The organism is Brevundimonas diminuta 3F5N, from assembly GCF_900163625.1.
Taxonomy (GTDB): domain Bacteria; phylum Pseudomonadota; class Alphaproteobacteria; order Caulobacterales; family Caulobacteraceae; genus Brevundimonas; species Brevundimonas diminuta_A.
Window position 1 is genome coordinate 18841 of sequence record NZ_FUIE01000058.1, and the last position, 24271, is coordinate 43111.

Annotated in this window: 27 protein-coding genes and 1 other RNA gene; 9 read left to right on the top strand and 19 right to left on the bottom strand. The window is 68.3% G+C overall.

The genetic code is table 11. The features are described from left to right. Positions 1–2: 2 nt before the first annotated feature. The 3 genes from FM111_RS11465 to tkt are packed head-to-tail and all read right to left on the bottom strand — an operon-like array spanning position 3 to position 3189. Positions 3–395: a VOC family protein gene (locus FM111_RS11465; RefSeq protein WP_087141074.1), complete on the bottom strand. Its 393-nt coding sequence runs from the start codon at positions 393–395 to the stop codon at positions 3–5. Next, entirely contained in the window at positions 392–1234 is an 843-nt protein-coding gene (locus FM111_RS11470) for an alpha/beta hydrolase (protein WP_087141075.1), read from the bottom strand. The genes FM111_RS11465 and FM111_RS11470 overlap by 4 nt, the downstream gene beginning before the upstream one ends. A gap of 5 nt (positions 1235–1239) precedes the next feature. Further along, complete coding sequence (gene tkt, locus FM111_RS11475; RefSeq protein WP_218779209.1) at positions 1240–3189, bottom strand: transketolase; 1950 nt, start codon at positions 3187–3189, stop codon at positions 1240–1242. A gap of 144 nt (positions 3190–3333) precedes the next feature. Between tkt and FM111_RS11480 the strand changes: the two genes are divergently transcribed. The 5 genes from FM111_RS11480 (at position 3334) to FM111_RS11500 (ending at position 5785) form a co-directional block, all read left to right on the top strand. Continuing rightward, positions 3334–3609, top strand: coding sequence for a hypothetical protein (locus tag FM111_RS11480; RefSeq protein WP_087141077.1), 276 nt, complete (start codon positions 3334–3336; stop codon positions 3607–3609). Beyond that, positions 3609–3950 (top strand): cell division protein ZapA, encoded by a 342-nt coding sequence (locus FM111_RS11485; protein WP_087141078.1) that lies wholly within the window; start codon positions 3609–3611, stop codon positions 3948–3950. The genes FM111_RS11480 and FM111_RS11485 overlap by 1 nt, the downstream gene beginning before the upstream one ends. 95 nt (positions 3951–4045) lie before the next feature. After that, a non-coding RNA gene (ssrS, locus tag FM111_RS11490) (6S RNA) lies at positions 4046–4206 on the top strand. A 215-nt stretch (positions 4207–4421) separates the two neighbouring features. Then, positions 4422–4967 (top strand): 5-formyltetrahydrofolate cyclo-ligase, encoded by a 546-nt coding sequence (locus FM111_RS11495; protein WP_087141079.1) that lies wholly within the window; start codon positions 4422–4424, stop codon positions 4965–4967. Next, a complete protein-coding gene (locus tag FM111_RS11500) occupies positions 4964–5785 on the top strand; it encodes a TIGR00282 family metallophosphoesterase (RefSeq protein WP_087141080.1) in 822 nt (273 codons plus the stop codon). The genes FM111_RS11495 and FM111_RS11500 overlap by 4 nt, the downstream gene beginning before the upstream one ends. Before the next feature lie 6 nt (positions 5786–5791). On the opposite strand, the gene FM111_RS11505 is transcribed toward FM111_RS11500, so the two are convergent. Genes FM111_RS11505 through FM111_RS11520 form a run of 4 tightly spaced genes read right to left on the bottom strand, consistent with a single transcriptional unit; the run spans position 5792 to position 10295 of the window. After that, positions 5792–6856, bottom strand: coding sequence for a glycosyltransferase family 4 protein (locus tag FM111_RS11505; RefSeq protein ID WP_256968231.1), 1065 nt, complete (start codon positions 6854–6856; stop codon positions 5792–5794). A gap of 18 nt (positions 6857–6874) precedes the next feature. Continuing rightward, positions 6875–7249, bottom strand: coding sequence for an indole-3-glycerol-phosphate synthase (locus tag FM111_RS11510; protein ID WP_087141081.1), 375 nt, complete (start codon positions 7247–7249; stop codon positions 6875–6877). Next, complete coding sequence (gene purL, locus FM111_RS11515; RefSeq protein ID WP_087141082.1) at positions 7249–9459, bottom strand: phosphoribosylformylglycinamidine synthase subunit PurL; 2211 nt, start codon at positions 9457–9459, stop codon at positions 7249–7251. Before purL ends, FM111_RS11510 begins: the two co-directional genes overlap by 1 nt. Positions 9460–9500: 41 nt before the next feature. Continuing rightward, on the bottom strand, positions 9501–10295 hold the full coding sequence (locus FM111_RS11520; RefSeq protein WP_087141083.1) for a hypothetical protein: 795 nt from the start codon (positions 10293–10295) through the stop codon (positions 9501–9503). Positions 10296–10407: 112 nt separating this feature from the next. On the opposite strand from FM111_RS11520, the gene FM111_RS11525 reads away from it, so the two are divergent. Both FM111_RS11525 and FM111_RS11530 read left to right on the top strand, forming a co-directional pair. Further along, positions 10408–10647, top strand: a complete 240-nt coding sequence (locus FM111_RS11525; protein ID WP_256968233.1) for a hypothetical protein — start codon at positions 10408–10410, stop codon at positions 10645–10647. A gap of 39 nt (positions 10648–10686) precedes the next feature. Then, positions 10687–11781, top strand: coding sequence for an aspartyl/asparaginyl beta-hydroxylase domain-containing protein (locus FM111_RS11530; protein WP_087141085.1), 1095 nt, complete (start codon positions 10687–10689; stop codon positions 11779–11781). On the opposite strand, the gene purQ is transcribed toward FM111_RS11530, so the two are convergent. The 3 genes from purQ to FM111_RS11545 all read right to left on the bottom strand — a co-directional run bounded on the left by purQ (position 11778) and on the right by FM111_RS11545 (position 14306). Continuing rightward, complete coding sequence (gene purQ, locus FM111_RS11535) at positions 11778–12440, bottom strand: phosphoribosylformylglycinamidine synthase subunit PurQ (protein WP_087141086.1); 663 nt, start codon at positions 12438–12440, stop codon at positions 11778–11780. The genes FM111_RS11530 and purQ overlap by 4 nt on opposite strands. A 33-nt stretch (positions 12441–12473) precedes the next feature. Beyond that, positions 12474–13715 (bottom strand): MFS transporter, encoded by a 1242-nt coding sequence (locus tag FM111_RS11540; protein ID WP_256968234.1) that lies wholly within the window; start codon positions 13713–13715, stop codon positions 12474–12476. A gap of 108 nt (positions 13716–13823) precedes the next feature. Continuing rightward, complete coding sequence (locus FM111_RS11545) at positions 13824–14306, bottom strand: YbhB/YbcL family Raf kinase inhibitor-like protein (RefSeq protein ID WP_087141087.1); 483 nt, start codon at positions 14304–14306, stop codon at positions 13824–13826. 124 nt (positions 14307–14430) lie between these two features. Between FM111_RS11545 and FM111_RS11550 the strand changes: the two genes are divergently transcribed. After that, positions 14431–15600 carry an SAM-dependent methyltransferase gene (locus FM111_RS11550; protein WP_087141088.1) on the top strand — a complete coding sequence of 390 codons (1170 nt, stop codon included), beginning with the start codon at positions 14431–14433 and terminating at the stop codon, positions 15598–15600. A 181-nt stretch (positions 15601–15781) separates the two neighbouring features. Here the strand turns inward: FM111_RS11550 and purS are convergent, their stop codons facing one another. Then, on the bottom strand, positions 15782–16021 hold the full coding sequence (gene purS / locus FM111_RS11555) for a phosphoribosylformylglycinamidine synthase subunit PurS (protein WP_087141089.1): 240 nt from the start codon (positions 16019–16021) through the stop codon (positions 15782–15784). Beyond that, positions 16021–16779: a phosphoribosylaminoimidazolesuccinocarboxamide synthase gene (gene purC / locus FM111_RS11560; protein WP_003165779.1), complete on the bottom strand. Its 759-nt coding sequence runs from the start codon at positions 16777–16779 to the stop codon at positions 16021–16023. The genes purS and purC overlap by 1 nt, the downstream gene beginning before the upstream one ends. 259 nt (positions 16780–17038) lie before the next feature. Here purC and FM111_RS11565 point away from each other — a divergent pair, with 259 nt between their 5' ends. After that, positions 17039–17362: a DUF1476 domain-containing protein gene (locus FM111_RS11565; protein WP_003165778.1), complete on the top strand. Its 324-nt coding sequence runs from the start codon at positions 17039–17041 to the stop codon at positions 17360–17362. A gap of 150 nt (positions 17363–17512) precedes the next feature. Here the strand turns inward: FM111_RS11565 and FM111_RS11570 are convergent, their stop codons facing one another. The 7 genes from FM111_RS11570 to FM111_RS11600 form a co-directional block, all read right to left on the bottom strand. Continuing rightward, entirely contained in the window at positions 17513–18133 is a 621-nt protein-coding gene (locus tag FM111_RS11570; protein WP_087141090.1) for a fasciclin domain-containing protein, read from the bottom strand. 132 nt (positions 18134–18265) lie between these two features. After that, complete coding sequence (locus tag FM111_RS11575) at positions 18266–18775, bottom strand: DNA-deoxyinosine glycosylase (RefSeq protein WP_087141091.1); 510 nt, start codon at positions 18773–18775, stop codon at positions 18266–18268. 1 nt (position 18776) lies between these two features. Then, on the bottom strand, positions 18777–19517 hold the full coding sequence (locus FM111_RS11580; RefSeq protein WP_087141092.1) for a 2OG-Fe(II) oxygenase family protein: 741 nt from the start codon (positions 19515–19517) through the stop codon (positions 18777–18779). Next, entirely contained in the window at positions 19514–20812 is a 1299-nt protein-coding gene (gene purB, locus FM111_RS11585; RefSeq protein ID WP_087141093.1) for an adenylosuccinate lyase, read from the bottom strand. Before purB ends, FM111_RS11580 begins: the two co-directional genes overlap by 4 nt. 326 nt (positions 20813–21138) lie before the next feature. Continuing rightward, positions 21139–22143, bottom strand: a complete 1005-nt coding sequence (gene lpxK, locus FM111_RS11590) for a tetraacyldisaccharide 4'-kinase (protein ID WP_087141094.1) — start codon at positions 22141–22143, stop codon at positions 21139–21141. Next, entirely contained in the window at positions 22140–23441 is a 1302-nt protein-coding gene (locus FM111_RS11595) for a 3-deoxy-D-manno-octulosonic acid transferase (protein ID WP_087141095.1), read from the bottom strand. The genes lpxK and FM111_RS11595 overlap by 4 nt, the downstream gene beginning before the upstream one ends. A gap of 2 nt (positions 23442–23443) precedes the next feature. Continuing rightward, positions 23444–24130, bottom strand: a complete 687-nt coding sequence (locus tag FM111_RS11600; protein ID WP_087141096.1) for a lysophospholipid acyltransferase family protein — start codon at positions 24128–24130, stop codon at positions 23444–23446. Between the last annotated feature and the right edge of the window lie 141 nt (positions 24131–24271).

A 24271-nucleotide genomic window follows, 5' to 3' on the forward strand; every position in this document is an offset into this window, starting at 1 on the left:
CGTCAGGCTCCAGCAGCGGGTTCGATCAGGTCCCAGGCGTTGCCGTAGAGGTCTTCGAAGACCACCACCTTGCCATAGGCCTCGTGACGGGGCGTTTCGCGGAAGACAACGCAGGCCTCTAGCCAGGCGGCGTGATCGCGCATCAGGTCGTCGGTGTAGAGAAACAGCCAGACGCGGCCGCCCGCCTGATCACCGATCCGGGCGACCTGTTCCGGCGTCGCGGCGCGGGCCAGCAGTAGGGAGGTCTGGCCGCCTTTCGGCGTGACGCGAACCCAACGCTTGCCGCCGCCCATGTCTGTGTCTTCGCTGAGGTCGAAGCCCAGCTTGCCGACATAGAAGGCGATGGCCTCGTCATAGTCGCGGACCAGCAGGCTGACGGCGCCGAGGTGGCTCATGGGGCAGGCGCCGCATAGAGGCGGCGGAAGGCGTCCAGCGCGGCGCCGTGATAGATGGTGGCGTGGCTCTCGTTCGGGCGCGGGGTGAAGTCCCATTTGACGCCGGGCAGGGCGTGGTCGCGCAGGTTGGCGGTCAGCACATCCATCGGCGCCTGCATCATCTCGCCCTCGTCGCCGAGCGTCAGGATCAGGGTGCGCGGGTCATTGGAGTGGTCGCGCAGATGCGCTCCCGACTGCCGCGCCAGCTTGCCGCCGTCCCACCACAGGCTGGGGCTGACGGCGACATAGGCGTCGAACGTCTGCGGCTCTTTCAGGAAGGTCTCGACCACGAACAGGCCCGCCAGAGACTCGCCCATCAGCGCCGTCTCGCCGCTGGTGCGCAGGCGGCTTTCGATGAAGGGCTGGACCTCTTCGGCGATGAAGCGGCGGAAGCGGTCGGAATGGCCCTGCGTCGGATAGCGGGCGATCAGTTCGGCGTCGTCGGTCGGCAGGGCCAGCTCGTTGCGGCGGTCGACCGAGGCGATGCCCACGACGATGACGTCGCGCGTCGTACCGACGATGGTCCCCAACTGGGCGATGCCCGAGATGTGGTGGAAGTCCTGATCCTGTCCGCCGTCCAGCACATAGAGGATCGGATAAGTCTGGCCGCTTGCAGCATAGCCGGGCGGCAGCCAGACGTTGATCTCGCGCGTCTGGTTCATGACGGCTGAGGGCAGGGCGTAGGACTGGCCGATGACAACGGGCGTCTCGACCGCCAGGGAGGCGCTTGTCTCGGCGAAGGCAGACGCGCCGCCCGCCATCGACAAGCCGAGGCTCAGGGCGAGGGCGAGGCGGCGCATGAGGTTTACAGCCGCGCCTTGGCGGCTTCGACCACGGCCTCGGCAGTGATGCCGAACTCGCGGTAGAGGACGTCGGCCGGAGCCGAAGCGCCGAAGCCGGTCATGCCGACGAAGCCGCCGTCCTCGCCGATGAAGCGTTCCCAGCCCTGCTTGATCGCGGCCTCGACAGCGACGCGGACGGTGCCGCGGCCGATGACGGCGTCCTGATAGGCCTTGGGCTGCTGCTCGAACAGGGCGAAGCAGGGGACCGAGACGACGCGGGTGGGCACGCCTTCGGCCTCCAGCGTCTCGGCGGCCTTCAGGGCCAGGGCGACTTCGGTGCCGGTGCCGAACAGGGTGACTTTCGCCTCGCCGTTGGCGGCCTTCAGCTCATAGGCGCCCTTCCTGGAGAGATTTTCGCCCGCGTCGGTCACGCGCACGGCCGGGGTCTTCTGACGCGACAGGCACATGGCGGTCGGCGTGGTCTTGTTCTGCAGGGCGACCTGCCAGCACTCCAGAGCCTCGACCGTATCGGCGGGGCGCATGGTCAGCAGGTTGGGGATGGCGCGCAGGGCCGCCAGATGCTCGACCGGCTGGTGCGTCGGGCCGTCTTCGCCCAGGCCGATGCTGTCGTGCGTCAGGACGTGAATCGCGCGCACGCCCATCAGGGCGCCCAGGCGGATCGCTGGACGGCTGTAGTCCGCGAACGCCATGAAGGTGCCGCCGTAGGGGATGACCCCGCCGTGCAGCGCCAGACCGTTCATCGCCGCGGCCATGCCGAACTCGCGGATGCCGTAGTTCAGGTAACGGCCAGCGTAGTCCGGCGCGTCCATGATCTGGGTGTTCTTGACGAAGGTGTTGTTCGAGCCGGTCAGGTCGGCTGAGCCGCCGACCATTTCGGGGATGGCGTTGAACACCGTCTCCAGCGCCTCGCCCGAGGACTGGCGCGTGGCCAGGGCGGGCTTATCGACGACCAGCTGCTTCAGCTTGGCGTCCAGCGTCTCGAAGGCGCCGGTGGGCAGGTCGCCGGCCATGGCGCGGGTGAAGTCGTCGCGCTGGGCGTGGTTCAGCAGGCGGGCTTCCCAGGTCTTGCGGGCCTTGCCGCCCTGCTTGCCGACCTTGGCCCAGGCCTTCTGGACGCCTTCCGGCAGTTCAAACGGCTCGAACGGCCAGTGCAGCGCCTGACGCGTGGCGGCGATCTCCGTGGCGCCCAGGGCGGCGCCGTGGGTCTTGTGGCTGCCTTCCATGGTGGCGGCGCCCTTGCCGATCTTGGTCTTGCAGGCGATCAGCGTCGGCTTGTCCTGCTTGGTCGCCCAGGCCAGGGCCTTCTGGATCTGCTTGTAGTCGTGGCCGTCGATGGCCTTGACCGCCCAGCCCGAGGCCTTGAAGCGGGCCAGCTGGTCCGTCGCGTCCGACAGCGACACCTTGCCGTCGATGGTGATCTCGTTGTCGTCCCACAGGACGCACAGCTTGTTCAGCTTCAGGCGGCCCGCCAGGGCGATGGCCTCCTGCGACACGCCTTCCATCAGGCAGCCGTCGCCGGCGACGACCCAGGTGCGGTGATCGACCAGATCCTTGCCGAAACGCGCCGCCAGATGCCGCTCCGCCAGGGCGAAGCCGACCGAGGTGGCCAGACCCTGACCCAGGGGGCCGGTGGTCGTCTCGATCCCCGCCATGTGGCCGTATTCCGGGTGGCCGGCGGTCTTGAAGCCCCACTGGCGGAAGTTTTCCAGCTGTTCCCGCGTCGCGTCTTTGTAGCCCGTCAGGTGCAGCAGGCTGTAGATCAGCATCGAGCCGTGACCGGCTGACAGGATGAAGCGGTCGCGGTCGGCCCAGTCGGGGCGGCTGGCGTCGAACTTCAGGAATTTCGAGTAGAGGACGGTGGCGACGTCGGCCATGCCCATCGGCATGCCGGGGTGGCCGCTCTTGGCCTTTTCGACCGCATCCATGGACAGCACCCGGATGGCGTCGGCCATCTGCTTGGGCGAAGGCTTGGCGAATGCGGCTTGGGCGTCGGTCACGGCGAGACCTTTCCTCAGGAACAGGATAAAGCGGGGGTGGCGCCGCTTTACCCCGGCGCGCCGGCAGGTTCTACACGGAATCTGGAAGAAAGGACCCCCATGGACGCCGTTACGGCTGCAAAGGCGCGGATCGATCGAGCGTTAGCCGATCTGGAGCGCAAGGTGCTGGAGCTGAAGGCGAGGCCCGCCTCGGCGCCGCCTATCGCGGACGACGACCTGTTCGCGCCGCGTCCCTCGAACGCGGCCGACTTGGCGCGCATCGCCGAGCTGGAGACGGCTGGTCAGGAAACCGCCCAGGCGCTGGCCCGCGCGGCCGACGCCGTGCGCGAGGTGCTGACGCAGCAACAGGCCGCGCAGCAAGAGGAGGCGAACTGATGGCGACGGTGACGGTAGAGGTCCACGGCCGCCCCTATGCGGTGGGTTGCGCCGACGGTCAGGAGGCGCGCGTGCGCGACCTGGCGGCTCAGTTCAACGAGCGGGTGCAGGGCGTGGCAGATCAGGTCGGCCAGGTCGGCGACGTGCGCCTGTTCCTGATGGCGGCGCTGATGCTGGCCGATGAGCTTGGGGAGGCGAAGCGTCAGGCGGCGGTTCAGAACTCCGGCCGCGCCAAGGCGGCGACGGCGGTGGTTGCGGCGCCCGCCTCGGCCAGCGACGGCGTGGCCGAGGCGCTGAACGCGGTGGCCGCTCGCATCGAGAAGATCATCCAGACGATATAGGGCGACGCCCCTCTTCCTCTCCATGAAGGGGAGGGATAAACACGCGCTTCGCCATTGTTGAAAGCGCCACGAACGCCTATCTTGCGCAGCGGCGGGTCCTGCTGCGGCTCACGTCGAAGACAACATATCCTTCTGACCTTAATTCACTCATAGGGATCTGTCCCTGTCCGGGCTTGAGGGCCTGGGCATACGGAGCCCACCTGGCTACCCAGGTCGAGAGGATTTAAACGTTCTTCACGGCTCACGCGGCGCCGCCAACCCTCTTCTTTTCCCGCTAACGCTTGCCGCGCGGCGGCGCGCTGCTTGAGCGCCTTCTCCTCCCCATTTGATGGGGAGGTGGATCGGACGCGATAGCGGACGAGACGGAGGGGCTGCTGGGTTCCGCTGATGTAAAGCCCCTCCACCGCTTCGCGGTCCCCCTCCCCACGGTGTGGGGAGGAAAGGCGGGCGGCGTTGGTGTAGAGAGCCCTCATGACCCCCAAGCACCAACTCCGCGCCGCCATGCGCGCCCTGCGCAAGCGTCTGGCCGAGACCGACCCCGAGGCCGCCGAACGCGCAGCGGGTCATGCCGAAGCCTTGCCGAGCGGCGCCGTCGTCGCCCTGTATCGCGCCATGGGGTCGGAACTGGACACGGACGCCTTGGCCAATGTGCTGCATCAGGCGGGGCGTCGCCTGTGCCTGCCGGTGGTGATCGAACGCGACGCAGCCATGATCTTCCGCGCCTGGACGCCGGGCGAGCCGCTGGAGCTGGACGCCGCCGGTTGCCCCGCGCCCCTGCCGCTGGGCGAGGTGGTGCGGCCGGACCTGATCCTGACGCCCCTGCTGGCTTTCGACGGTCACGGCGGCCGGTTGGGGCAGGGCGGCGGCTATTACGACCGGACGTTTGCGGTGCTGCCTGACGCGCGCCGGGTCGGCTTCGCCTACGCGGGACAGGCTGTGGATCGCCTTGATCTGGAGCCGCACGACATCCGCCTGCATGGCGTTCTGACCGAGACCGGTTATAGAGCCATCCCATGAGATTGGCATTTTTCGGTGACGTGGTCGGCAAGTCCGGGCGCGATGGACTTTCGGACCACCTGCCGGGGCTGAGGCGTGACCTCAAGCTCGACTTCGTGGTGGTCAATGCGGAGAACGCCGCGGGCGGTTTCGGCATCACCGAAAATACGGCCAACGACATCTTCAACGCCGGGGCCGACGTCCTGACGCTGGGCAACCACAGCTGGGACCAGCGCGAGGCCCTGACCTATATCGTGCGCGAGCCGCGCCTGATCCGTCCGGCCAACTATCCGCGCCTGATGGACGCGCCGGGGCGCGGCGCCGACGTCTTCGTCACGCCGGACGGTCGCCGGGTGTTGGTCATCAACGTCCTGGGCCGCGTCCACATGGACCCGATGGACGACCCGTTCAGCGCGGTGGAGCGCGAGCTTGAGGCCGCGCCCTTGGGCGTCGTCGCCGACGCCGTCATCGTCGATATGCACGCCGAGGCGACCAGCGAGAAGATGGGCATGGGCCACTTCTGCGACGGCCGCGCCAGCCTGGTGGTCGGCACCCATACCCACGTCCCGACCGCGGATGCGCAGATCCTGCCCGGCGGCACGGCCTATCAGACCGACGCGGGCGGCTGCTGCGACTATGACTCGGTCATCGGCAACGACAAGGAAGAGCCGTTGCGTCGCTTCACCACTCGCCTATCTGGCGGGCGCTACACCCCGGCCAGCGGCCCGGCGACTATCTGCGGCGTCTTTGTCGAGACGGACGACCGCACGGGCCTGGCTACGCGTGTCGAGCCGATCCGCGTCGGCGGCCGTCTCAGCCAGGCGATTCCGCAGGTCTGAGGGCGTTTACGCGCGCTTGGCCTGCACCAGCCGCTGACGCAGGGCGGCCAGTTGTTCGGCGCGGTGCGACGGCGTGTGGGTCTGGGTGACATAGGTCTGGGCCGCGCGCGCCATATCCAGGCGACGCTCAGGCTCCTGCACCAGTCGGCTGATGGCGTCCTCCAGCGTCTGCGGCGTCAGGTCGTCGACATAGAGAGCGTGGGGGCCGCTGGCCTCGCGCAGGCCGCCGCGTCCCGATGAGATCAGCGCTGCGCCCGCCGCATGGGCCTCCAGCGCCGTCAGGCCCAGAGGCTCGGCCCAGACCGAGGGCGTTAGGGCGATCGCCGCGCGCTGCATCTCGGCGCGCACCTGCGCCAGCGGCGCGGATTTCAGCACACGCACCCGCTCGCCGAACCGTTCCAGCGGCGCAATGTGGGGCGCGGCCCAGTCCGCATGACGGTCCCAGTCGTTGAGCATCAGCACGGCGCGCCAGTCGGGATGGCGCTCCAGCACGGCAGGCAGGGCGGCGCAGATCAGGTCCACGCCCTTTTCCGGCATGGCGCGCCCGGCGAAGGCGATCAGCGGCTCGCGCCCCTCGACCGGCGCGCGCCACAGGTCCACGTCGATGGGGTTGGGCACGGCGAAGGCCTTGGCCTCCAGTCGGGGAAAATCCTTCAGGAAGTCCAGCCGCGCCGCCTCGCTGACGAAGATCAGACCGTCCATGCGGTCATAACGCCGCTCATAGCGCCAGCGGTCGATGACGTGGCGCGGCGGTTTCACGGCATTGTGGCGATACAGGGTGATGGCCGCATGCGGGAAATGCGGAGCCAGCGCGACGGCCTGCTGCGTCTGCTGGTGGAACTCGATGACGTCGGGGCGATAGTCGGTCAGCGCCTGACGCAGGGCCTTCAGCCGGTTCGCAGCGGGCAGGGTCTGCACCGGCAGGTCGCCGTGCTCCTGGGCGCCTTCGCAGCAGAAGATGCGAACCTCGCCGCTGTCGGCCTGCGCCAGCGTGCGCGCCACCGTCTCCATCGAGTTCGGCTGATGCAGGTCGAAGCGCGCGCCGACAGGCATGACGACGGCGGTTCTCATGACCCTGCGTGTCTCCGGTTAGTTGGACGCTCTGGCGGCGGCGCGGGCTTCCAGCGCGCGCAGACTGGCTTCTTCAGCCTTCAGGTCTTCGGTCAGTTGAGCCTTCAGCGCCGGATCGGCGATGGCGGCCAGGGCCGTGCGTGTCTCTTGCACCGCCTGACGGCGGGCGGCGATCAGGCGCGACAATTCGTCCGGCTCATGCAGGGCCGGGCCGGAGGCGGTCGGGCGACGGATCGCCTGAGCTTCTTCTTCCTCGGTGGTCTTGAGCGCGGCGGCCTGCCGGGCGGCGGCCGCGTCGCGCAGGGCGTGCTGGACGGGATCGCCGCCCTCGAACTCGCAGGCCGACAGCAGGGCGGCGCCCGCGACGACGAGGATGAGGGCGGCGCTGCGCATCAGCCTTCGATCCAGTTCGGCATCCAGCCTTCGTGGAACTCACGTAGGTGGGCGACCGGCAGGCGGAACAGCTCGCCCTTCGGACCAGAGGAGGCGAAGTCCGTTCCCTTGACCAGGCCCACGACCGAGGCGTGCAGCCCCGCGTCCTTGGCCTTGGCGATCAGGGCGTCGGCGTCGGCCACGGCGACCAGATAGCGGGCCTGGTCCTCGCCGAACAGGAAGGCGTGGGCGTGGGCGGCGCTGGAGGCGTTCAGCTCGACACCGACGTCCGAAGCCAGGGCGATGTCCGCCGCCGCCCCGACCAGGCCGCCGTCCGACAGATCGTGGACCAGGGTCAGTTCGCCCGCTTCGATCAGACCGCGCACGAAGTCGCCGGTCTTGCGTTCCAGCTTCAGGTCCACCGGCGGCGGGGCGCCGTCCTCGCGGCCCAGAACCTCGCGCAGATAGATGGAGGCGCCCAGTTCGCCGTGCGTCTGGCCGATCAGCACCAGTTGGTCGCCCTCAGCCGCGCCGCCGAAGCCGGTGGTCACGTCATAGTTGGTCAGCAGGCCCACGGCGCCGACAGTCGGCGTCGGCGGAATGGCGACGCCGTTGGTCTCATTATACAGGCTGACGTTGCCGCTCACGACCGGGAAGTCCAGCTCGCGGCAGGCCTCGGCCATGCCGTCGGTGGCGCGCACGATCTGGCCCATGATCTCAGGGCGCTGCGGGTTGCCGAAGTTGAGGTTGTCGGTGATGGCGATGGGGCGGGAGCCCACGGCCGTCAGGTTGCGCCAGGCCTCGGCCACGGCCTGTTTGCCGCCTTCATAGGGGTCGGCCTGAACATAGCGCGGGGTGCAGTCGCTGGTGACGGCCAGACCCTTTTCCGTGCCGTGGACGCGGATCACGCCCGCGTCGGCGCCGGTCGAGGAATCCTGAAGCGTGTCGGCCATGACGTGGCGGTCGTACTGCTCCCAGATCCAGCGCTTGGACGCCATGTCGGGGCAGGCGACGACCTTCAGCACGGCGTCGTTCCAGCTTTCCGGCGCCGGGACTTCGGCCGGGTCGAGGCGCGGTTGCAGCTCGGGCTGGACCCACGGGCGGTCGTACAGCGGCGCATCGTCGAACAGCGGAGCCAGCGGCACGTCGCAGACCACGTCGCCATGGTGCTTCAGCACCAGATGGCCGGTGTTCGTGGTCTTGCCGATGACGGCGAAGTCCAGGCCCCATTTCTGGAAGATGCGATAGCCGACGTCTTCATAGCCGGGCTTCAGGACGGCCAGCATCCGCTCCTGGCTTTCCGACAGCATCATTTCATAGGCGGTCATGCCGGTTTCGCGCTGAGGCACCTTGTCGAGGTCCAGCTCGACGCCGACGCCGCCCTTGCCCGCCATCTCGACGGAGGACGAGGTCAGGCCCGCCGCGCCCATGTCCTGAATGGCGGCCACGGCGCCAGACGCCATCAGCTCCAGCGTGGCCTCGATCAACAGCTTCTCGGCGAAGGGGTCGCCGACCTGCACCGTGGGGCGTTTGGCGTCCGACTCATCGTCGAACTCGGCCGAGGACATGGTGGCGCCGTGGATGCCGTCGCGGCCGGTCTTGGAGCCGAAATAGACCACGTCGTGGCCCGCTTCCGGCGCGGCCGAATAATAGATCTCATCGGCGCGAGCCAGGCCGACGCACATGGCGTTGACCAGGATGTTGCCGTTGTAGCCCTTGTGGAAGTTGGTCTCACCCGCAACGGTCGGCACGCCGACGCAGTTGCCGTAGCCGCCGATGCCGCTGACGACACCCTTGACCAGACGCTTGGACTTCTCATGCGACGGATCGCCGAAGCGCAGGGCGTTCAGCAGGGCCACCGGGCGCGCGCCCATGGTGAAGACGTCGCGCATGATGCCGCCCACGCCCGTCGCCGCGCCCTGATAGGGCTCGATGTAGGAGGGGTGGTTGTGGCTCTCCATCTTGAAGATGCAGGCGTCGCCGTCGTCGATGTCGATCACGCCCGCGTTCTCGCCGGGGCCGCAGATGACGCGGTCGCCCGTGACGGGGAACTTCATCAACTGCTTCTTGGACGACTTGTAGGAGCAGTGCTCGGACCACATGACCGAGAACACGCCCAACTCGACCTGGTTGGGCTCGCGGCCCAGCCGGTCCAGCAGGACCTGATATTCATTGGGGGCGAGGCCGTACTCTTCGGCCAGCTGGGCGATGGTCTTTTGGGGCGCGCTCATGGGCGGGCCTTCTAGCCGTCTCTGGAGCGTCTGTCAGCCCGTCACCGGCGTTCGATACCGCGCCTCAGACCGAAGACGATGATGACCCCCGCCACGACCAGCGCGAAGGCGGCCGCCAGGGCCGTGAAAGCCAGCACTGGCTTGACCTCCTGCTCGGCCACAAAGGCCCCCACCAGCCCCCAGGCGATGGGCAGGGGATAGGCCAGGGTCCGCAGCGCCCAGGTCACGCCGACGCCGACCAGGGTCGTCACGACCACGGCCAGAACGGCCCAGCCGGTCGGCGACAGGGCGGCGGGCAGGGCCTCGAACGCCGTGGCCACGGTGATCAGGTTCAGCGGCGCCGCCACGGTCAGCCAGCCCGCCAGCGCCGCCAGCGGCCAGATCAGGAACCAGCGGTCCCGCTCCATCGTCCCTGTGGCGCGGATGGCGCGCGCGCTGGCCAGCATCGGCAGCAGTAGGGCCAGGAGCGAGGCGAGGATGACGACGACGCTGGCCGCCTTCAGGTTCAGCGCCGCCATGACGATCCAGAAGCCGATACCGAAGAAGGCCACGACCGACGGCCAGCCCATGCGGTTGATCAGTACGCTCTCGCCCGTCTGGGGCAGGGCCTGACGCCCGGCGTAGATCAGTATGCCCAGATACAGCAGGCTCCAGATCGAAAAGGCGTAACCCGCCACCCGCAGCGTCTGGTTTCCGTCGGCGGCGAACTCCGCCTGGCTCAGGCCGAAACCGCCCAGCATCTGAACCAGCGGGACCATGACAGCGAAGATGGCGGCGGCTAGCACGGCCAGGCGGCGCGTCTGCTGGGCGGGGGTGGGGCGTTCGATGGCGGTCATGCGTCTCTCCGGCTCAGCTTCGCCGTATCTACGCGCCGCGCTGAAGAAGGTTCAAGGGAACTTGTTCGCGGCTTTTCGCCTTGCTTTGAGACAGACCGAGAAGGAAGCCGCCATGCCTGATCCCAACGCTCCCGCGCCGATCGAGCAGACGCTCGAGGAAGAAGTCGAAACCAACCGCGCCCTGGAGCGGGGCCTGGGCGTCGGCGCCCGTGAATTGGCGGCCATCCACGAATCCGGCGCCGAAGGCACGCTGGAGCGCGCGGTCGACGAGGACGGCGAACCGATCGAGGAAGACGTCGAGGTCGGGGACGCCGGGCGCAGCGCCAGCGTTCTGGATCGCAAGGACGGCTGAACGCTTGACCGTCGCCGCAGGGGGCGGTTCCATCCGCTCATGACCGACGTTCACCCTGCGGATCCGCAGCTTCAGGCCGACGCCCTCATCCGCGAGGCTCGCCAGGCGCGCGAGCGGTCGGATGCGGTGACCCTGGCGGCGGCGGCTGAGGCCCTCTTGCGGCTCAATCCGCGCGAGCCGCGCGCCCTGGTGTTCAAGGGCGACGCCCTGAGCGCCCAGGGGGATCATCGCTCGGCCATGAGTTTTTACGGCGCCGCCCTGGCTCAGGGGCGGGCGATCGCCGCCCCGCCGCCGGACCTGCGCGCCGAGCTTCAGCACGCCGCCGCGGCTCAGGCTGAAGGCGCGCGCCGCTTTGAGCAGGGGCTGCGGGACGGCCTGGCCCAGCGCGGCTTCGACCCCGCGACGTCCAGCGCACGCTTCGCCGCTTCTCTGGATCTGATGACGGGACGGCGGCGGCTCTATTATCAGCAGCCGAAATTCTACATGTTTCCGGGCCTGCCGCAGATCGAGTTTCAGCCGCGCGAGACCGTCGCCTGGCTGGCGGAGGTGGAGGCGGCGGCGCCAGCCATTCGCGCCGAGCTTGACGCCATCCTGGCCGAACCGGCCCTGTTCGCGCCCTACATCGAGGATCGCGCCAACCGCCCCCGGCACGATCAGGCGGGCCTGCTGGGCAATGACGCTTGGAGCGCGGTTTTTCTCTGGAAAGACGGGGTCGAGGTTCCCGAGGTCGCCGAGCGCTGCCCGCAGACGATGAAGGCGCTGGCGGCGGCGCCCTTATGCCGCATCCCCGGCCGCTCGCCCTCGATTCTGTTCTCCAGACTTCAGGCGGGGGCGAAGATTCCGCCGCACCATGGACTGATCAATACGCGGCTGATCTGCCACCTGCCGCTGGTCGTGCCGCCGGACTGCTGGTTCCGCGTCGGCGGCGAAGAGCGTCAGTGGAAGGCGGACGAGGCCTGGGCCTTCGACGATACGATCGAGCACGAGGCCGCAAATGACAGCGACCAGGATCGCACCATCCTGATCTTCGATGTCTGGAAACCCGAGATCACCGCCGAGGAGCAGGAACTGATACGGGCCCTGTTCGCGACGATCGACGCCAGCGGCGCGGCTGCGCCTAAACTGGGCGTTTAGGCCGCCGCGTAGATGCTCTGGAACAGGGTCGCGCCGTCGGCGCTGCCCAGTTCGGCTTCGAACGCACGGTCCGGGTGGGGCATCATGCCCAGGACATTGCCGCGTTCGTTCTGCAGACCGGCGATGTCGCCGACCGAGCCGTTGGGGTTGTCGACGTAGCGGAAGACCACCTGGCCCTCGCCCTCGATGCGCTTCAGCGTCTCGGCGTCGGCGAAGTAGTTGCCGTCGGCGTTGCCCTGGGTCATGACGACTTCGCGCTGGCCCTGATAGCCCGAGGTGAAGCGGGTCTGGGCGTTGGCGACGGTGATGCTGATCGGCTTGCAGATGTATTTCAGGCTGCTGTTGCGCATCAGGGCGCCCGGCAGCATCCCGGCTTCGCACAGGACCTGGAAGCCGTTGCAGATGCCGACCACGGTGACGCCGTCGTCCGCAGCCTTCTTGACCGCCTGCATGATCGGGGCCTGGGCCGCCATCGCGCCGCAGCGCAGATAGTCGCCGTAGGAGAAACCGCCCGGCAGCACGATCAGATCGAGGCCCTTGGGCAGCTCAGTCTCGGCGTGCCAGACCATCTGGACCTGCTCACCAGTGGAACGTTCGACGGCGACCTTGCAGTCGCGATCGCAGTTGGAACCGGGGAATACAATGACGGCTGCGCTCATGGCCGGGCCTCCTAGCACCCTTCGCGACGAATGTCAGGCGTCGCTTTGCTGCGTGTTACGTCCTGTCGTCCACGCCACGACCCAGACGGCGAAACCGGCCAGCGACAGGGCGACGCCGACCCAGCCGGTCGAAGTCCAGCCCCAGCCCGCCGCCACGGCCATGCCCGCCAGCAGGGGGCCGATGGCGTTGGCCGTATTGAAGGCCGAGTGATTCAGGGCTGCGGCCAGGGTCTGGGCGTCGCCGGCCACGTCCATCAGCCGGGTCTGCAGCACCGAGCCCAGCCCGCCGCCGCCGCCGATCAGCAGCACCACGATCATCATCGCCCACAGGTGCGGCGCGGCGAAGGGGTAGAGGGCCAGCGCCGCCGCGCTCCACAGCAACAGGCCGCCCGCCGCCAGCATGCCGAAGCGGTCGGCCGCCCAGGCGCCCAGCAGATTGCCCGCCACCATGCCTAAGCCGAACAGGGCGAAGACCCAAGGCAGAACCTCCGGCCCGACGCCCGTCACCGCCTTCAACGTCGAGGCCAGATAGGCGTAGACCGCGAACATGCCGCCGAAGCCGACCGCGCCGACGCCGAGCGTCAGCCAGACCTGGCCGCGCTTCAGGGCGCCCAGTTCGCGCCAGGGGCTGACGTCGGGATGGGCCGGATCGCGCGGCGCGAACAGGGCGACCAGGGCCATGGTCAGCACCGCCAGCACGCTGACGATGGCGAAGGTCCAGCGCCAGCCGAAATGGTGGCTGATGGCGTTGGCGACCGGCACCCCGATCACTGTCGCGACCGTCAGGCCCAGCAGGATGGTGGAGACGGCGCGGGTTCGGAGCCTGAGCGGCACCAGCGACGCCGCCACCAGGGCCGCCACGCCGAAATAGGCCCCGTGCGGCACGCCGCTGAGGAAGCGGAAGGCCAGCATCCACTCATAGGTCGGGGCGATGGCGCTGAGCGCATTGCCGACGGCGAACAGGGCCATGAAGCCGATCAGCAGCAGCCAGCGCGGCAGGCGCGCGCCCAGCACGGCCAGAATCGGCGCTCCGACCACCACCCCGGCGGCATAGGCGCTGATGACATGGCCCGCCTTGGGCTCGCTGACGCCAAGACCCGCCGCGAAGTCGGGCAGGACGCTCATGGCCGCGAACTCGGTCACGCCGATGGCGAAGCCGCCCATGGCCAGCGCCAGCAGCACCAGCGCCACCTTGCCCGGCTCGGCTATGCGCTCGTCGCTGCCGGGCGCAACGTAGCGCGGATCGTCGATGCAGGGAGCGTCGGCAGAGGCCATGGATTGTCGCGATGCAGCAAGGGGGAGGTTGCGTTGCAAAATAAGGACGCCGCCCACGGCATCAACCGGGGCGGCGTCGAAGCGGTCATCACGCTTTGTGTCGGCTGGTCAGCCCCGGTTCTCGTAGGTCGCCGTGATCGATGTCTTGGCCAGGGTGTGGAAGTGCAGGTTGAAGCCGAAGACGGCGCCCGAGTTGTCCTCGTTCACGTCCAGCCGATCCACGTCGACGGCGAAGACGGTGAAGATGTAGCGGTGCGGGCCGTGGCCGGGCGGCGGGGCGGCGCCGCCGAAACCGGCCTCGCCGTAGTCGGTGCGGCCTTGAACGGCGCCTTTGGGCAGGTTCGCGCCGCCCTCGGCGCCCGCGCCGGCGGCCAGAGCGTTCACATCGGTCGGGATGTTGGCGACCGTCCAGTGCCAGAAGCCCGAGCCGGTCGGGGCGTCGGGATCATAGCAGGTGACGGCGAAGCTCTTGGTTCCTTCGGGGGCGCCCGACCACGACAGCTGCGGCGAGATGTTTCCCAACGCCTTGACCTGGGCGTCGGGCAGGACGCCTCCGTCGGAAAAATCGGTCGAGGTGACGGTGAAGCTCATGGCGGCGCTCTCCCTTGGGCGGCGGATCAGGCGACCCAACTAACGAAAGACTGGTCACGGACGTTGCGTCGCGACATTCTGTCCCTAGCTAAGGTCAAGCTGTCTTGATGAGCGGAGGAACGGGATGCTGCAAGCCCTGTTGGACCGAACCTTTCAAACGCGGTCGATCCGGGTGCGGCTTCCGGATGGTCGCGAACTGACGGCGGGGCCGGGCGAACCGGAACTGACGGCCGTGCTGGCCGATATGAAGACCGCCGTCGCCATCGCCGCCAATCCCGATCTGGCGCTGGGCGAAGCCTTTATGGACGGGACGTTCCGGATCGAGGGCGGAAGCATCTATGACTTCCTGCAACTGACGACCTCGCAACTGGCCCTGCGTCCGCGGTCGCCCAAGCTGACCTGGATGCAGCGGCTCAAGCGCGGAGCGGAGCAGGCCAACGACCGGCTCCACGCGCGTAGCAACGTCAGCCATCACTATGATCTGACGGTCGACTTCTATCGCCTGTTCCTGGACGAAGACCTGCAATATTCCTGCGCCTTCTTCGAGACGCCGGACGCCAGTCTGGAACAGGCCCAGGTCGCCAAGAAGCGCCGCCTGATCGACAAGCTTCTTTTGGAGCCGGGACACAGCGCCCTGGACATCGGCGCCGGGTGGGGCGGGCTAGGCCTGTCCATGGTCGAGCGCGGAGCGCGCGTGACCGGCGTCACCCTGTCCACCGAACAGCACCGCACGGCCAATGAGCGGGCGACGGCTTTGGGCGTCACGGACCGGGTCGATTTCCGGTTGCAGGACTATCGCGACCTGAACCAGACCTTCGACCGCATCATCTCGGTTGGGATGTTCGAGCACGTCGGCGTGCCGAACTATCAGGAGTATTTCGACACGGTCGCCCGTCTGCTGGACGACGACGGCGTGGCGGTGATCCACGCTATCGGCCGCAAGTCGCCGCCCAACCGAACCCAGCCGTGGGTGCGCAAATACATCTTCCCCGGCGGCTATATCCCGGCCCTGTCCGAAGTGCTGCCCGCCATCGAGCGCGCGGGCCTGTGGGTCACGGACATGGAAGTGCTGCGGCTGCACTACGCCGAGACGCTGCGGCTTTGGCGCGAGCGGTTCCTGGCGAGGCGCGGCGAGGCCCTGGCCATGTATGACGAACGCTTCTGCCGGATGTGGGAGTTCTATCTCGCGGCCAGCGAGGTCGCCTTCCGCGAGCTGGGCCACATGGTGTTCCAGCTGCAGCTGACGAAGAAGCAGACGGCCGTGCCGCTCAGCCGCGACTATCTGTGCGGGTGACTTTCCTCCCCATGCAATGGGGAGGGGGACCGCGTAGCGGTGGAGGGGCTTTACGACAGCGGAACCAAGTAGCCCCTCCGTCACGTCGGCTGCGCCTCCGCGCCACCTCCCCATTGCATGGGGAGGAAAAGAAAAAGGCCGCCCTTTCGAGCGGCCTTGATCGTCTGAACCGTCATCGCCCTCAGGCGACTTCGATCCGGTAGCTTTCGATGACCGTATTGGCCAGCAGGGTCTCGCACATGCGCTTCACCTCGGCCTCCTTGTCGGCGACGGCGTCGTCGAGGTCAAACTCGATCAGCTTGCCGACGCGGGCGTTGGCGACGCCGTTCCAGCCCAGACCCTGCAGGGCGCCTTCGACGGCCTTGCCCTGAACGTCCAGGACGCCGGGCTTGAGGAAGACGTGAACTTTAACCTTGGCCATTAATGCAGCCCTCCCTGAATCACGGTCGGCATGTCCTTCATGATGCCGAGGCGGCGGGCCACCTCGGTGTAGCTTTCGATGACGTCGCCCATGTCGCGACGGAAGCGGTCCTTGTCCAGCTTCTCGCCCGTGGTCGAATCCCACAGACGGCACGAGTCGGGGCTGATTTCATCGGCCAGGATGACGCGGGCGAAGTCGTTCTCCCACACGCGGCCGAACTCGATCTTGAAGTCGACCAGGGTGATGCCGACGGCGCCGAACATGCCGCACAGATAGTCGTTCACCCGCACCGTCATGGCCAGAATGTCGTCCAGTTCCTGGGTGGTGGCCCAGTTGAACGCGGTGATGTGCTCTTCCGTCACCATCGGGTCGTTCAGCTCATCCTTCTTGTAGTAGAATTCGATGATCGAACGGGGCAGGGGCGTGCCCTCTTCCTGGCCCAGGCGCTGGGCCAGCGAGCCGGCGACGACGTTGCGGCAGACGACTTCCAGCGGAATGATCTCGACTTCGCGGATCAGCTGCTCGCGCAGGTTCAGGCGTTTGATGAAGTGGTTGGTCACGCCGATCGAGTTCAGGCGCGACATGATGAATTCGCTGATGCGGTTGTTGATGACGCCCTTGCCCTCAAGCGTCGCCTTCTTCTGCGCGTTGAAGGCGGTCGCGTCGTCCTTGAAATACTGGATCAGCGTGCCCGGCTCAGGACCCTCGTACAGGATCTTGGCCTTGCCCTCGTAGAGCTTCTTGCGCTTGGTGTTCATCTTCGGGTCCCGGACGGGAAGGAAACGGACGGTCTCAAAACGAAAAACGCGCGGCCCGAAGGTCAGGGCGGCGCGGTTCTGAATCGATGGCGGCTATATAGAACCTCGCGCCCTTTAGCCGAAGGGCGTCTGTGACACAAATATCCTGAACCGCCCCTAGGTCAGCTTGTCCGACCGAAGTCTGGTTGCGTTCGGTCGCGCCGGGGGCCATAGAGCCGTTTGCGGACGAGACTGGTCCGTGACTGGAGTTACGACGCGCATGACGACCTTCGACGATCGGGAACAGGCCTATGAGGCCAAGTACGCCCTCGATCAGGAACAGGAATTCAAGGCCATCGCGCGTCGCAACAAGATGCTGGGCCTGTGGGCTGCCGAGAAGATGGGCCTGTCGACCGAGAGCGCCGAGCAATACGCCGCCGCCGTGGTCCGCGCCGACTTCGAACAGCCCGGCGAGGAAGACGTCTTCCGCAAGGTGGCCGGCGACTTCAAGGCCTCGGGCATGACCGTGTCCGAAGGCGAGCTGCGCTCCAAGATGGACGAACTGGCCTCGATCGCGCGCGAGCAGATCCGCGCCGGCGAGTGATCTGCGTCACAGACTGATCCCAGAAGGGCCGCAACCGTCGCCGGTTGCGGCCCTTCTTCGATCTGCCTCCCGCCGGGGAAACGGGAGTGACCGGAGGCGCCGGGGCGCATCTGATCAACGCGCCCGCAGCCGGTCGGTTCGATCCGACGTCTATTTCGGCATCAACACCGTATCGACGACGTGAACCACGCCGTTCGACTGGGCGACGTCGGCCTGGGTGATGGTCGAGGTTCCGCCCTTGGCGTCGGTGATCCGCCACTGGCCGCCGCCGGCGTCCTTGACCATCAGCTTCTCGCCCTGGACCGTGGTCAGGGTGGCTGTTCCGCCGTTGGCCTGGGCCTGGGCGGCGATGTCGGCGGCGGTCAGACGACCGGGCACGACGTGATAGGTCAGCAGCTTGGTCAGCGCCGCCTTCTGGGCGGGCTGCATCCAGCCCTCGCGCGTGGCCGCGGGAATCTTGTCAAAGGCCGCGTTGTCAGGGGCGAAGACGGTGAAGGGGCCGGGGCCTTGCAGCCGTTCGGTCAGACCGGCGGTCTGGATCGCGCTGACCAGGGTGGTCAGGTTCGGGGCCTTGGAGGCGTTGGCGACCAGGTTGTCGGACGGATTCATCGCCACGCCGCCGACCATGGGCTCGGTCGTGGCGGGAGCCATGGCGGGCGGGGCGGTCTCGACCGGCGCCGGCTCCTTCTTCGTCTCGTTCTGGCCGCAGGCGGCCACGGCCAGCAGGGCGGCGGACGATACGGCGAGGGCGGTGGTGCGGGTGAATGTCATGTGATTCCTCCATCGACGTCGGCTTGCGGGCGGGGGAAGGCCGCGTCGGGAAGGAATACGGCTGCCCGCGCAAAAGGATGCGCTCTCGATCAATTTTTCCGGCGCGGCGCGTGATGTGCGGTGAGGCTCGTCTCAGCTCAGATAGGGGGCGAGGGCTGACCAGTACGACAGTTTCTCGGCGAAGGGCCGGGCATGGGCGGCGCTGGACGAGGGCAGGTCGATAATGGCGACGCCGGACATTTCGGACAGGGCGCGTCGACCCAGTCGCGCCGCCGTCCCGCCGTTGAAGGCGACCGCGCGCAGGTCGGGCAGGCGCGCCGTCAGGTCGGCCAGGTCGGCTCCTTCGGGGTTGCGGATGGCGGCGTCCAGGCTGCCCTGCCGCTCGGCCGAGGCGATCACGTCCCACAGGCCGATCCGCGTCGCCCGCAAGCGCTCCAGCCGCGCCTCATAGGGCAGGGCCGCCAGGTCCGGCTGAGCGGCGACGACCCCGATCAGCCGCCAGAAGCCGTTTTGCGGATGGGCGTAATACTGAGCCGCCTTCAAGGAGGCGTCGCCCGGCAGGCTGCCGAGAATCAGGACGCGGGTGCGTGCGTCGACGACGGGGGCGAAGCCTTGCCGGCGCGCGTCGTCCGGGGACGTCATCTCAGCGGGGATTTTGAGGCGGGTCGTCCCGCAGCCAGCCGGTCACGGTCAGGCGCGGCTTGGCGGCGTAGTTGGCCACCTGAGAGACGGAATGGAGCTGAGGGGTGCGGAAGACGGTCCAGGCGTTGAAGCGCGGCTTGAAACCGCGCAGCACGTCGCCGCCTGCGTCGTGGAACAGAAGCTGGCCGCCCCAGTCCCCGCGCCATTCACGCGTCAGGCCCAGGGTATAGGCCGCGCGCCGCTCTCCATCACCCGTATCGTCGTGCAGGGTCAGGAAGTTGCCCGGCTGAAAGCAGGTCGCCTGGGCGTCGATCTTGGTCAGATTGGGCTCGCGGGTCACGGCGCGGGCGAAGGCGAGGAAGGTCGGGCTGTTGAAGAACTCGGCCAGGACATGGGTCGGGTGACCGGGATCTTCACCGTCCAGCAGGGCGCTGATGATGGGGTAGGCTTGATAGACGAAGGCGAACCCGTTGGCGGCATCCGCGCTTGCGGCCGCGACGCGGCGTTGCAGTTCGGCGCCGCCGAGAGCGCGGGCGTCCTCGGCTTTCAGCATCTGTCCGCGCCCCTGGTGAGACAGGGCCAACTGCCAGGGCGTCGCCCGTTCAAGCGTAGAGGCCAGCCATTCGGCGCTTTCCTCGGTCAGGAAGTCGCCGATCTGCACCATGCCGTCGCGGGCGTAGATTTCCGCGTGGTCGGCGGCGACCAGCGCGGGGTTGAGCGCCAGGCCGCCTGCCGGAATCATGCCCCGAACACCCGCTCGAAGATCACATCCACGTTCTTGGTGTGGTAGCCGAGGTCGAACAGGGCCTCCAACTCGTCGTGGGGGAGGGTGACGCGGGCGTCGGCCTTCAGGAAGTCGATGAAGACGCCTTCGCCGCGCCAGACCTTCATGGCGTTCTCCTGAACCGCCGCATAGGCGTCCTCGCGCGACACGCCCGCCTGGGTCAGGGCCAGCATGACCCGTTGCGAGAAGACCAGGCCGCCAAGGCGGTCGATATTCTTCTGCATGTTCTCAGGATAGACGTTCAGGCGCTCGACCACGTTCGCCAGACGGTGCAGGGCGAAGTCCAGGTGGATGGTGGCGTCCGGACCGATGCCGCGCTCGACCGAGGAGTGGCTGATGTCCCGCTCGTGCCACAGGGCGACGTTCTCCATCGCCGGGGTCACGGCCGAGCGGACCAGACGCGCCAGACCGGTCAGGTTCTCGGTCAGGATCGGGTTGCGCTTGTGCGGCATGGCCGACGAGCCCTTCTGACCCTTGTCGAAGAACTCCTCGGCTTCGAGGACTTCGGTGCGCTGCAGGTGGCGGATTTCCACGGCCAGACGCTCGACCGAGGAGGCGACGACGCCCAGGGCGGCGAAATAGGCGGCGTGGCGGTCGCGCGGGATCACCTGGGTCGAGACCGGCTCGACGGCGAGGCCCATCTGGTCGGCGACGTATTGTTCAACGGCCGGATCGACGTTGGCGAAGGTGCCGACGGCGCCCGAGATGGCGCAGGTGGCGATCTCTTCACGGGCGGTGATCAGGCGGCGCTTGGCGCGCTGGAACTCGGCGTGATAGCCGGCCAGCTTCAGGCCGAAGGTCACCGGCTCGGCGTGGATGCCGTGCGAGCGGCCGACGGTCGGGGTGTATTTGTGCTCCTTGGCGCGCGTTTCCAGCGCGGCCAGAACGCGATCGACGCCGCCCAGCAGCAGGTCGGTCGAGCGCGCCAGCTGCACCGCGAAGCAGGTGTCCAGCACGTCCGAAGACGTCATGCCCTGGTGCAGGAAGCGGGCTTCCTCGCCGACGATTTCCGACACATGGGTCAGGAAGGCGATGACGTCATGCTTGGTGGTGCGCTCGATCTCGTCGATGCGGTCGGCGTCGAAGGTCGCGTCCTTGCCGTTGGCCCAGATGGCCTCGGCCGATTCCTTGGGGATCACGCCCAGCTCGGCCATCTTGGTGGCGGCGTGGGCCTCGATCTCGAACCAGATCTTGTACTTGGTCTCTTGCGACCAGATGGCGACGGCGTCGGGGCGGGAATAGCGCGTGATCATGGTTGGGTCGTGTCGGTCCAGAGGGGCTGGGAGTCAAGACGGGGGGCGGGTTTCCTTCTCCCCTTGAGGGAGAAGGTGGCAGGCGGAGCCTGACGGATGAGGGGTGTTTGCGTCACAGATGACAATTTTGCTCCGACAGCCCGCGCCTCTTTTCGGCATGTCGCGCCGCCACCCCTCATCCGAGCGCCTCCGGCGCCCACCTTCTCCCTCAAGGGGAGAAGGAAAAAGAGAGTCGAATTCGTCTGAATCGTCTGAAATCCCCTGTGGCGGACAGGGCAGTCTGGCACAGGCGCCGGAGTAGGCTGGCCGATTGCAGAAGAAAAAATTCAGAGGGCGCGCATGATGAAGGCGGTGAAGCCCGCCTCATCCTCGAACCGGGTGACGACGGGCCAGGCGGCGACGGCGGCGCGCTGGTCGGGCGTCAGGCGCACCCAGTCCTTTTCGGTGGTGACGAGGCCCGCCTCATAGACGGCGGCGCGGTCGTTCAGGAAGGCGAAGTCGCGGTCGGACAGGGCGGCGTGGTCGGGGAAGGGGACGAAATCCTTGAGGTCGCAGCCTGCGGCGACCAGCGACCGCTCGACCTTCCACGGCTTGGCTATGCCGGCGAAGCCGACCTGAGGGCCGGGCGGCGGCGGGGCGGCGGGCTCCAGCCGGGCGATGAAGACGGGCAGGTCGCCGAAGACCTCCAGCAATTCGGGATCGGCGGCGTCCGCATCGGTTGGCAGCATGACAACCACGCCGTCGGCGCGCGCCAGACCAGCCTTCAGCGGCTCGCGCATCGGGCCGGAAGGGAAGACGGAGCCGTCGCCGAAGGGCCATTCGTCGCCGCGCGTCTCGCCATCGACCACGATCAGGCTGAGGGTCTTCTTCAGCGCCGGGTTCTGGTGGCCGTCGTCCAGCACGAGGGCCTGCACGCCGTCGGCCGCGGCGGCGCGGGCGCCCGCCACGCGGTCGCGCGCGATCCATGCGGGGGCGTCCTGCGCCAGCATCAGGGGTTCGTCGCCGACGTCGGCGGCGGTGTGTTGGTTCAGGTCGACGCGGACGGGGCCTTCCAGCCTGCCGCCATAGCCGCGCGACAGGGCGGCGGCGTTGACGCCCTGGGCGCGCAGCAGACGCAGCGTCTCGCGCGCGACGGGCGTCTTGCCCGATCCGCCGACCGTCAGATTGCCGATGGAGATGACCGCCGCGCCCGGATCGACCGGCGTGGCGCGGGCGATCCTGCGCGCCGTCACGCCCGCCCACAGCCAGGAGGCGGGCTTCAGCATCATCCGCGTCATCGGGGCGTGGCGACGGTCGCGGCTGTACCACCAGCGGGGGGTGTTCAGTTTCATGGGCGCCTGCGTGAAGGGGCGGCGGGCAGGTGGGACTGAAGCGCCAGCCACAGGCGGTCCAGCCCGGCGGCCGCTGCTTCTGCGGATCGCCGGGCGCGCTCGCCCATGTCGCGGGCGGCCTCGGGATCGGCCAGCATGGGACCGACGACCGAAGGCAGTTCGGCGGGCGACAGGACGGAGACGAGGCCGCCCGCCTGTTTCAGCATCCGGGTCACGGCCTGCCAGTTGCTGGCGTCGGGGCCGGTGACGATGGGTTTGGCGAGGCGCGCGGGCTCCAGCGGGTTGTGGCCGCCGACCGCGCCGCCGCCCAGCGCCGGGGCGAAGGAGCCGCCCATGACCACCACATCGGCCAGCCGCAGGAACAGGCCCAGCTCGCCCAGCGTATCGGCCAGATAGATGTCGGTCTGGTCGCAGATCGGCTGGCCCTGACTACGCCGGGCGAAACCGTAGCCGTCGTGGGCCAGGGCTTCGGCGATGGCGTCGCCGCGTTCCGGGTGGCGTGGCACGACGATCAGGAACAGGCGGTCGGCCAGATGATCCAGCGCGCCGACGATGGCCATTTCCTCATGCTCATGGGTGCTGGCGGCGACGACGACGGGGCGGTCGTCGATCAGGGCCGACAGGCGGGCGAACTCGCCCTTGTCATAGGGCAGGGGCTCGCCGGACAGCTTCAGGTTCACCTGACCGTCGACGCGGGCGCCCAGCGCGCTCAGCCGGTCAGCGCTGTCCTGATCCTGCGGCCAGACGTGCGAAAAGCCGTTCATCAGGGCGCGGGCCATGCCGGGGGCCTTCTTCCACCCCTGCGCCGTCTTGTCGGTGATGCGGGCGCTGACGAGGGCCAGAGGCACGCCGCGCTTTTGCGCCGTGGTCAGCAGGTTCGGCCACAGCTCGCTTTCGACGAAGACGCCGACATTGGGCCGCCAGTGGTCGAGGAAGGCCGCGACGGCCGAGGGAGCGTCGACCGGGGCGAACTGATGGATGACGCCGCGCGGCAGGCGGCTGGCCAGCACCTGAGCCGAGGTCAGGGTGCCGGTTGTGACCAGCACGGTCACATCGGGCCGGTCCTTGCGGATGCGCTCGGCCAGCGGAAGGATCGACAGGGCCTCGCCGACGCTGACGCCGTGGATCCAGACCAGAGGCCCGCCCGGGCGCGCCATGCCGGGCTGGCCCAGCCGTTCATCGACGCGGGCGGGGTCTTCCTTGCCCTTCTGGACGCGCGCGTCCAGAAGGCGCGGGGCCAGCGGCTCCAGCAGGCGGGTCAGCAACTGATAGGCGATCAGGGCGGGGCTGAAGGACACGCTCAGACGCGCTCCAGCCCGGTGAGGGCGTCGGCGCGCGCCTCGACGGCGGTCAGGCGCTCGCCCCACTCGGCGGCGACGGCGGCCAGATCGCCGCCTTCGGGCCAGTCGACCCGGTCCCAGACCACGGCGCCCTTGCCGAACGGCAGGGGCAGCAGGGCGCGGTCCCAGCTGTTCAGCCGGATCGCCGGTTTGCAAGACATGCCGATCAGCAGCACGGGCGCGCCGGAGATCTTGGCCATCAGGGGCAGGCCCTCGGCCATCTGGCGGGCGGGGCCGCGCGGGCCGTCGGGGGTCAGGGCCAGGGCGCCGACCTTCAACTGTTTCAGCCCGTCGCGCAGGGCCTGCGTGCCGCCCTTGGCCCTTTCCGCCTTGTCCTTGTTGGTCGAAGAGCCGCGCACGGCCGGAAAGCCCTGACGCGACACGGCCTTGGCGATGAACTCGCCGTCGGCGGACAGGGAGATCAGCACCTTGGCGGGCTGGGCGCGGTCGCGCGGCCAGCAGGACGGCGCCAGGCTGATGCGCGAGTGCCAGAAGGCGCACAGCACCCCGCCGCCGTCGCGCCAGACCTCCTCGGCCAGATGCTGGTCTTCATGGGTCCAGCGGGTGGTGGCGATGCAGAAGCGCATCCATTGGGCCAGGGTCCAGGCCAGGGCGTTCTGGATGGCGGGGTTGCGCAGCGGCCTCATGCGCCGGTCTCGTCGGGCAGTTCAGCCAGCGGGGGCAGGGCGACCGGGTCGCTGTCCAGCGACTGCTGCCGGGCCAGGCGGGCGTAGAGGCCGCCGCGCGCGACCAGGGCGTCGTGGGTTCCTTCCTCGACCACGCGGCCG

What these genes read in the sequence shown, in the direction of transcription:
- FM111_RS11600 (WP_087141096.1), bottom strand. Translation starts at nt 24,130, where the DNA reads ATGAGGCCGCTGCGCAACCCCGCCATCCAGAACGCCCTGGCCTGGACC.
- purS (WP_087141089.1), bottom strand. Translation starts at nt 16,021, where the DNA reads ATGGCCAAGGTTAAAGTTCACGTCTTCCTCAAGCCCGGCGTCCTGGAC.
- FM111_RS11485 (WP_087141078.1), top strand. Translation starts at nt 3,609, where the DNA reads ATGGCGACGGTGACGGTAGAGGTCCACGGCCGCCCCTATGCGGTGGGT.
- FM111_RS11480 (WP_087141077.1), top strand. Translation starts at nt 3,334, where the DNA reads ATGGACGCCGTTACGGCTGCAAAGGCGCGGATCGATCGAGCGTTAGCC.
- FM111_RS11540 (WP_256968234.1), bottom strand. Translation starts at nt 13,715, where the DNA reads ATGGCCTCTGCCGACGCTCCCTGCATCGACGATCCGCGCTACGTTGCG.
- FM111_RS11580 (WP_087141092.1), bottom strand. Translation starts at nt 19,517, where the DNA reads ATGATTCCGGCAGGCGGCCTGGCGCTCAACCCCGCGCTGGTCGCCGCC.
- lpxK (WP_087141094.1), bottom strand. Translation starts at nt 22,143, where the DNA reads ATGAAACTGAACACCCCCCGCTGGTGGTACAGCCGCGACCGTCGCCAC.
- FM111_RS11510 (WP_087141081.1), bottom strand. Translation starts at nt 7,249, where the DNA reads ATGCGCAGCGCCGCCCTCATCCTCGTCGTCGCGGGCGCCGCCCTGCTG.
- FM111_RS11550 (WP_087141088.1), top strand. Translation starts at nt 14,431, where the DNA reads ATGCTGCAAGCCCTGTTGGACCGAACCTTTCAAACGCGGTCGATCCGG.
- FM111_RS11565 (WP_003165778.1), top strand. Translation starts at nt 17,039, where the DNA reads ATGACGACCTTCGACGATCGGGAACAGGCCTATGAGGCCAAGTACGCC.
- FM111_RS11575 (WP_087141091.1), bottom strand. Translation starts at nt 18,775, where the DNA reads ATGACGTCCCCGGACGACGCGCGCCGGCAAGGCTTCGCCCCCGTCGTC.
- FM111_RS11465 (WP_087141074.1), bottom strand. Translation starts at nt 395, where the DNA reads ATGAGCCACCTCGGCGCCGTCAGCCTGCTGGTCCGCGACTATGACGAG.
- purL (WP_087141082.1), bottom strand. Translation starts at nt 9,459, where the DNA reads ATGAGCGCGCCCCAAAAGACCATCGCCCAGCTGGCCGAAGAGTACGGC.
- FM111_RS11520 (WP_087141083.1), bottom strand. Translation starts at nt 10,295, where the DNA reads ATGACCGCCATCGAACGCCCCACCCCCGCCCAGCAGACGCGCCGCCTG.
- tkt (WP_218779209.1), bottom strand. Translation starts at nt 3,189, where the DNA reads ATGGCCGACGCCATCCGGGTGCTGTCCATGGATGCGGTCGAAAAGGCC.
- FM111_RS11500 (WP_087141080.1), top strand. Translation starts at nt 4,964, where the DNA reads ATGAGATTGGCATTTTTCGGTGACGTGGTCGGCAAGTCCGGGCGCGAT.
- FM111_RS11495 (WP_087141079.1), top strand. Translation starts at nt 4,422, where the DNA reads ATGACCCCCAAGCACCAACTCCGCGCCGCCATGCGCGCCCTGCGCAAG.
- purC (WP_003165779.1), bottom strand. Translation starts at nt 16,779, where the DNA reads ATGAACACCAAGCGCAAGAAGCTCTACGAGGGCAAGGCCAAGATCCTG.
- purQ (WP_087141086.1), bottom strand. Translation starts at nt 12,440, where the DNA reads ATGAGCGCAGCCGTCATTGTATTCCCCGGTTCCAACTGCGATCGCGAC.
- FM111_RS11505 (WP_256968231.1), bottom strand. Translation starts at nt 6,856, where the DNA reads ATGAGAACCGCCGTCGTCATGCCTGTCGGCGCGCGCTTCGACCTGCAT.
- FM111_RS11530 (WP_087141085.1), top strand. Translation starts at nt 10,687, where the DNA reads ATGACCGACGTTCACCCTGCGGATCCGCAGCTTCAGGCCGACGCCCTC.
- FM111_RS11570 (WP_087141090.1), bottom strand. Translation starts at nt 18,133, where the DNA reads ATGACATTCACCCGCACCACCGCCCTCGCCGTATCGTCCGCCGCCCTG.
- FM111_RS11545 (WP_087141087.1), bottom strand. Translation starts at nt 14,306, where the DNA reads ATGAGCTTCACCGTCACCTCGACCGATTTTTCCGACGGAGGCGTCCTG.
- purB (WP_087141093.1), bottom strand. Translation starts at nt 20,812, where the DNA reads ATGATCACGCGCTATTCCCGCCCCGACGCCGTCGCCATCTGGTCGCAA.
- FM111_RS11470 (WP_087141075.1), bottom strand. Translation starts at nt 1,234, where the DNA reads ATGCGCCGCCTCGCCCTCGCCCTGAGCCTCGGCTTGTCGATGGCGGGC.
- FM111_RS11525 (WP_256968233.1), top strand. Translation starts at nt 10,408, where the DNA reads ATGCCTGATCCCAACGCTCCCGCGCCGATCGAGCAGACGCTCGAGGAA.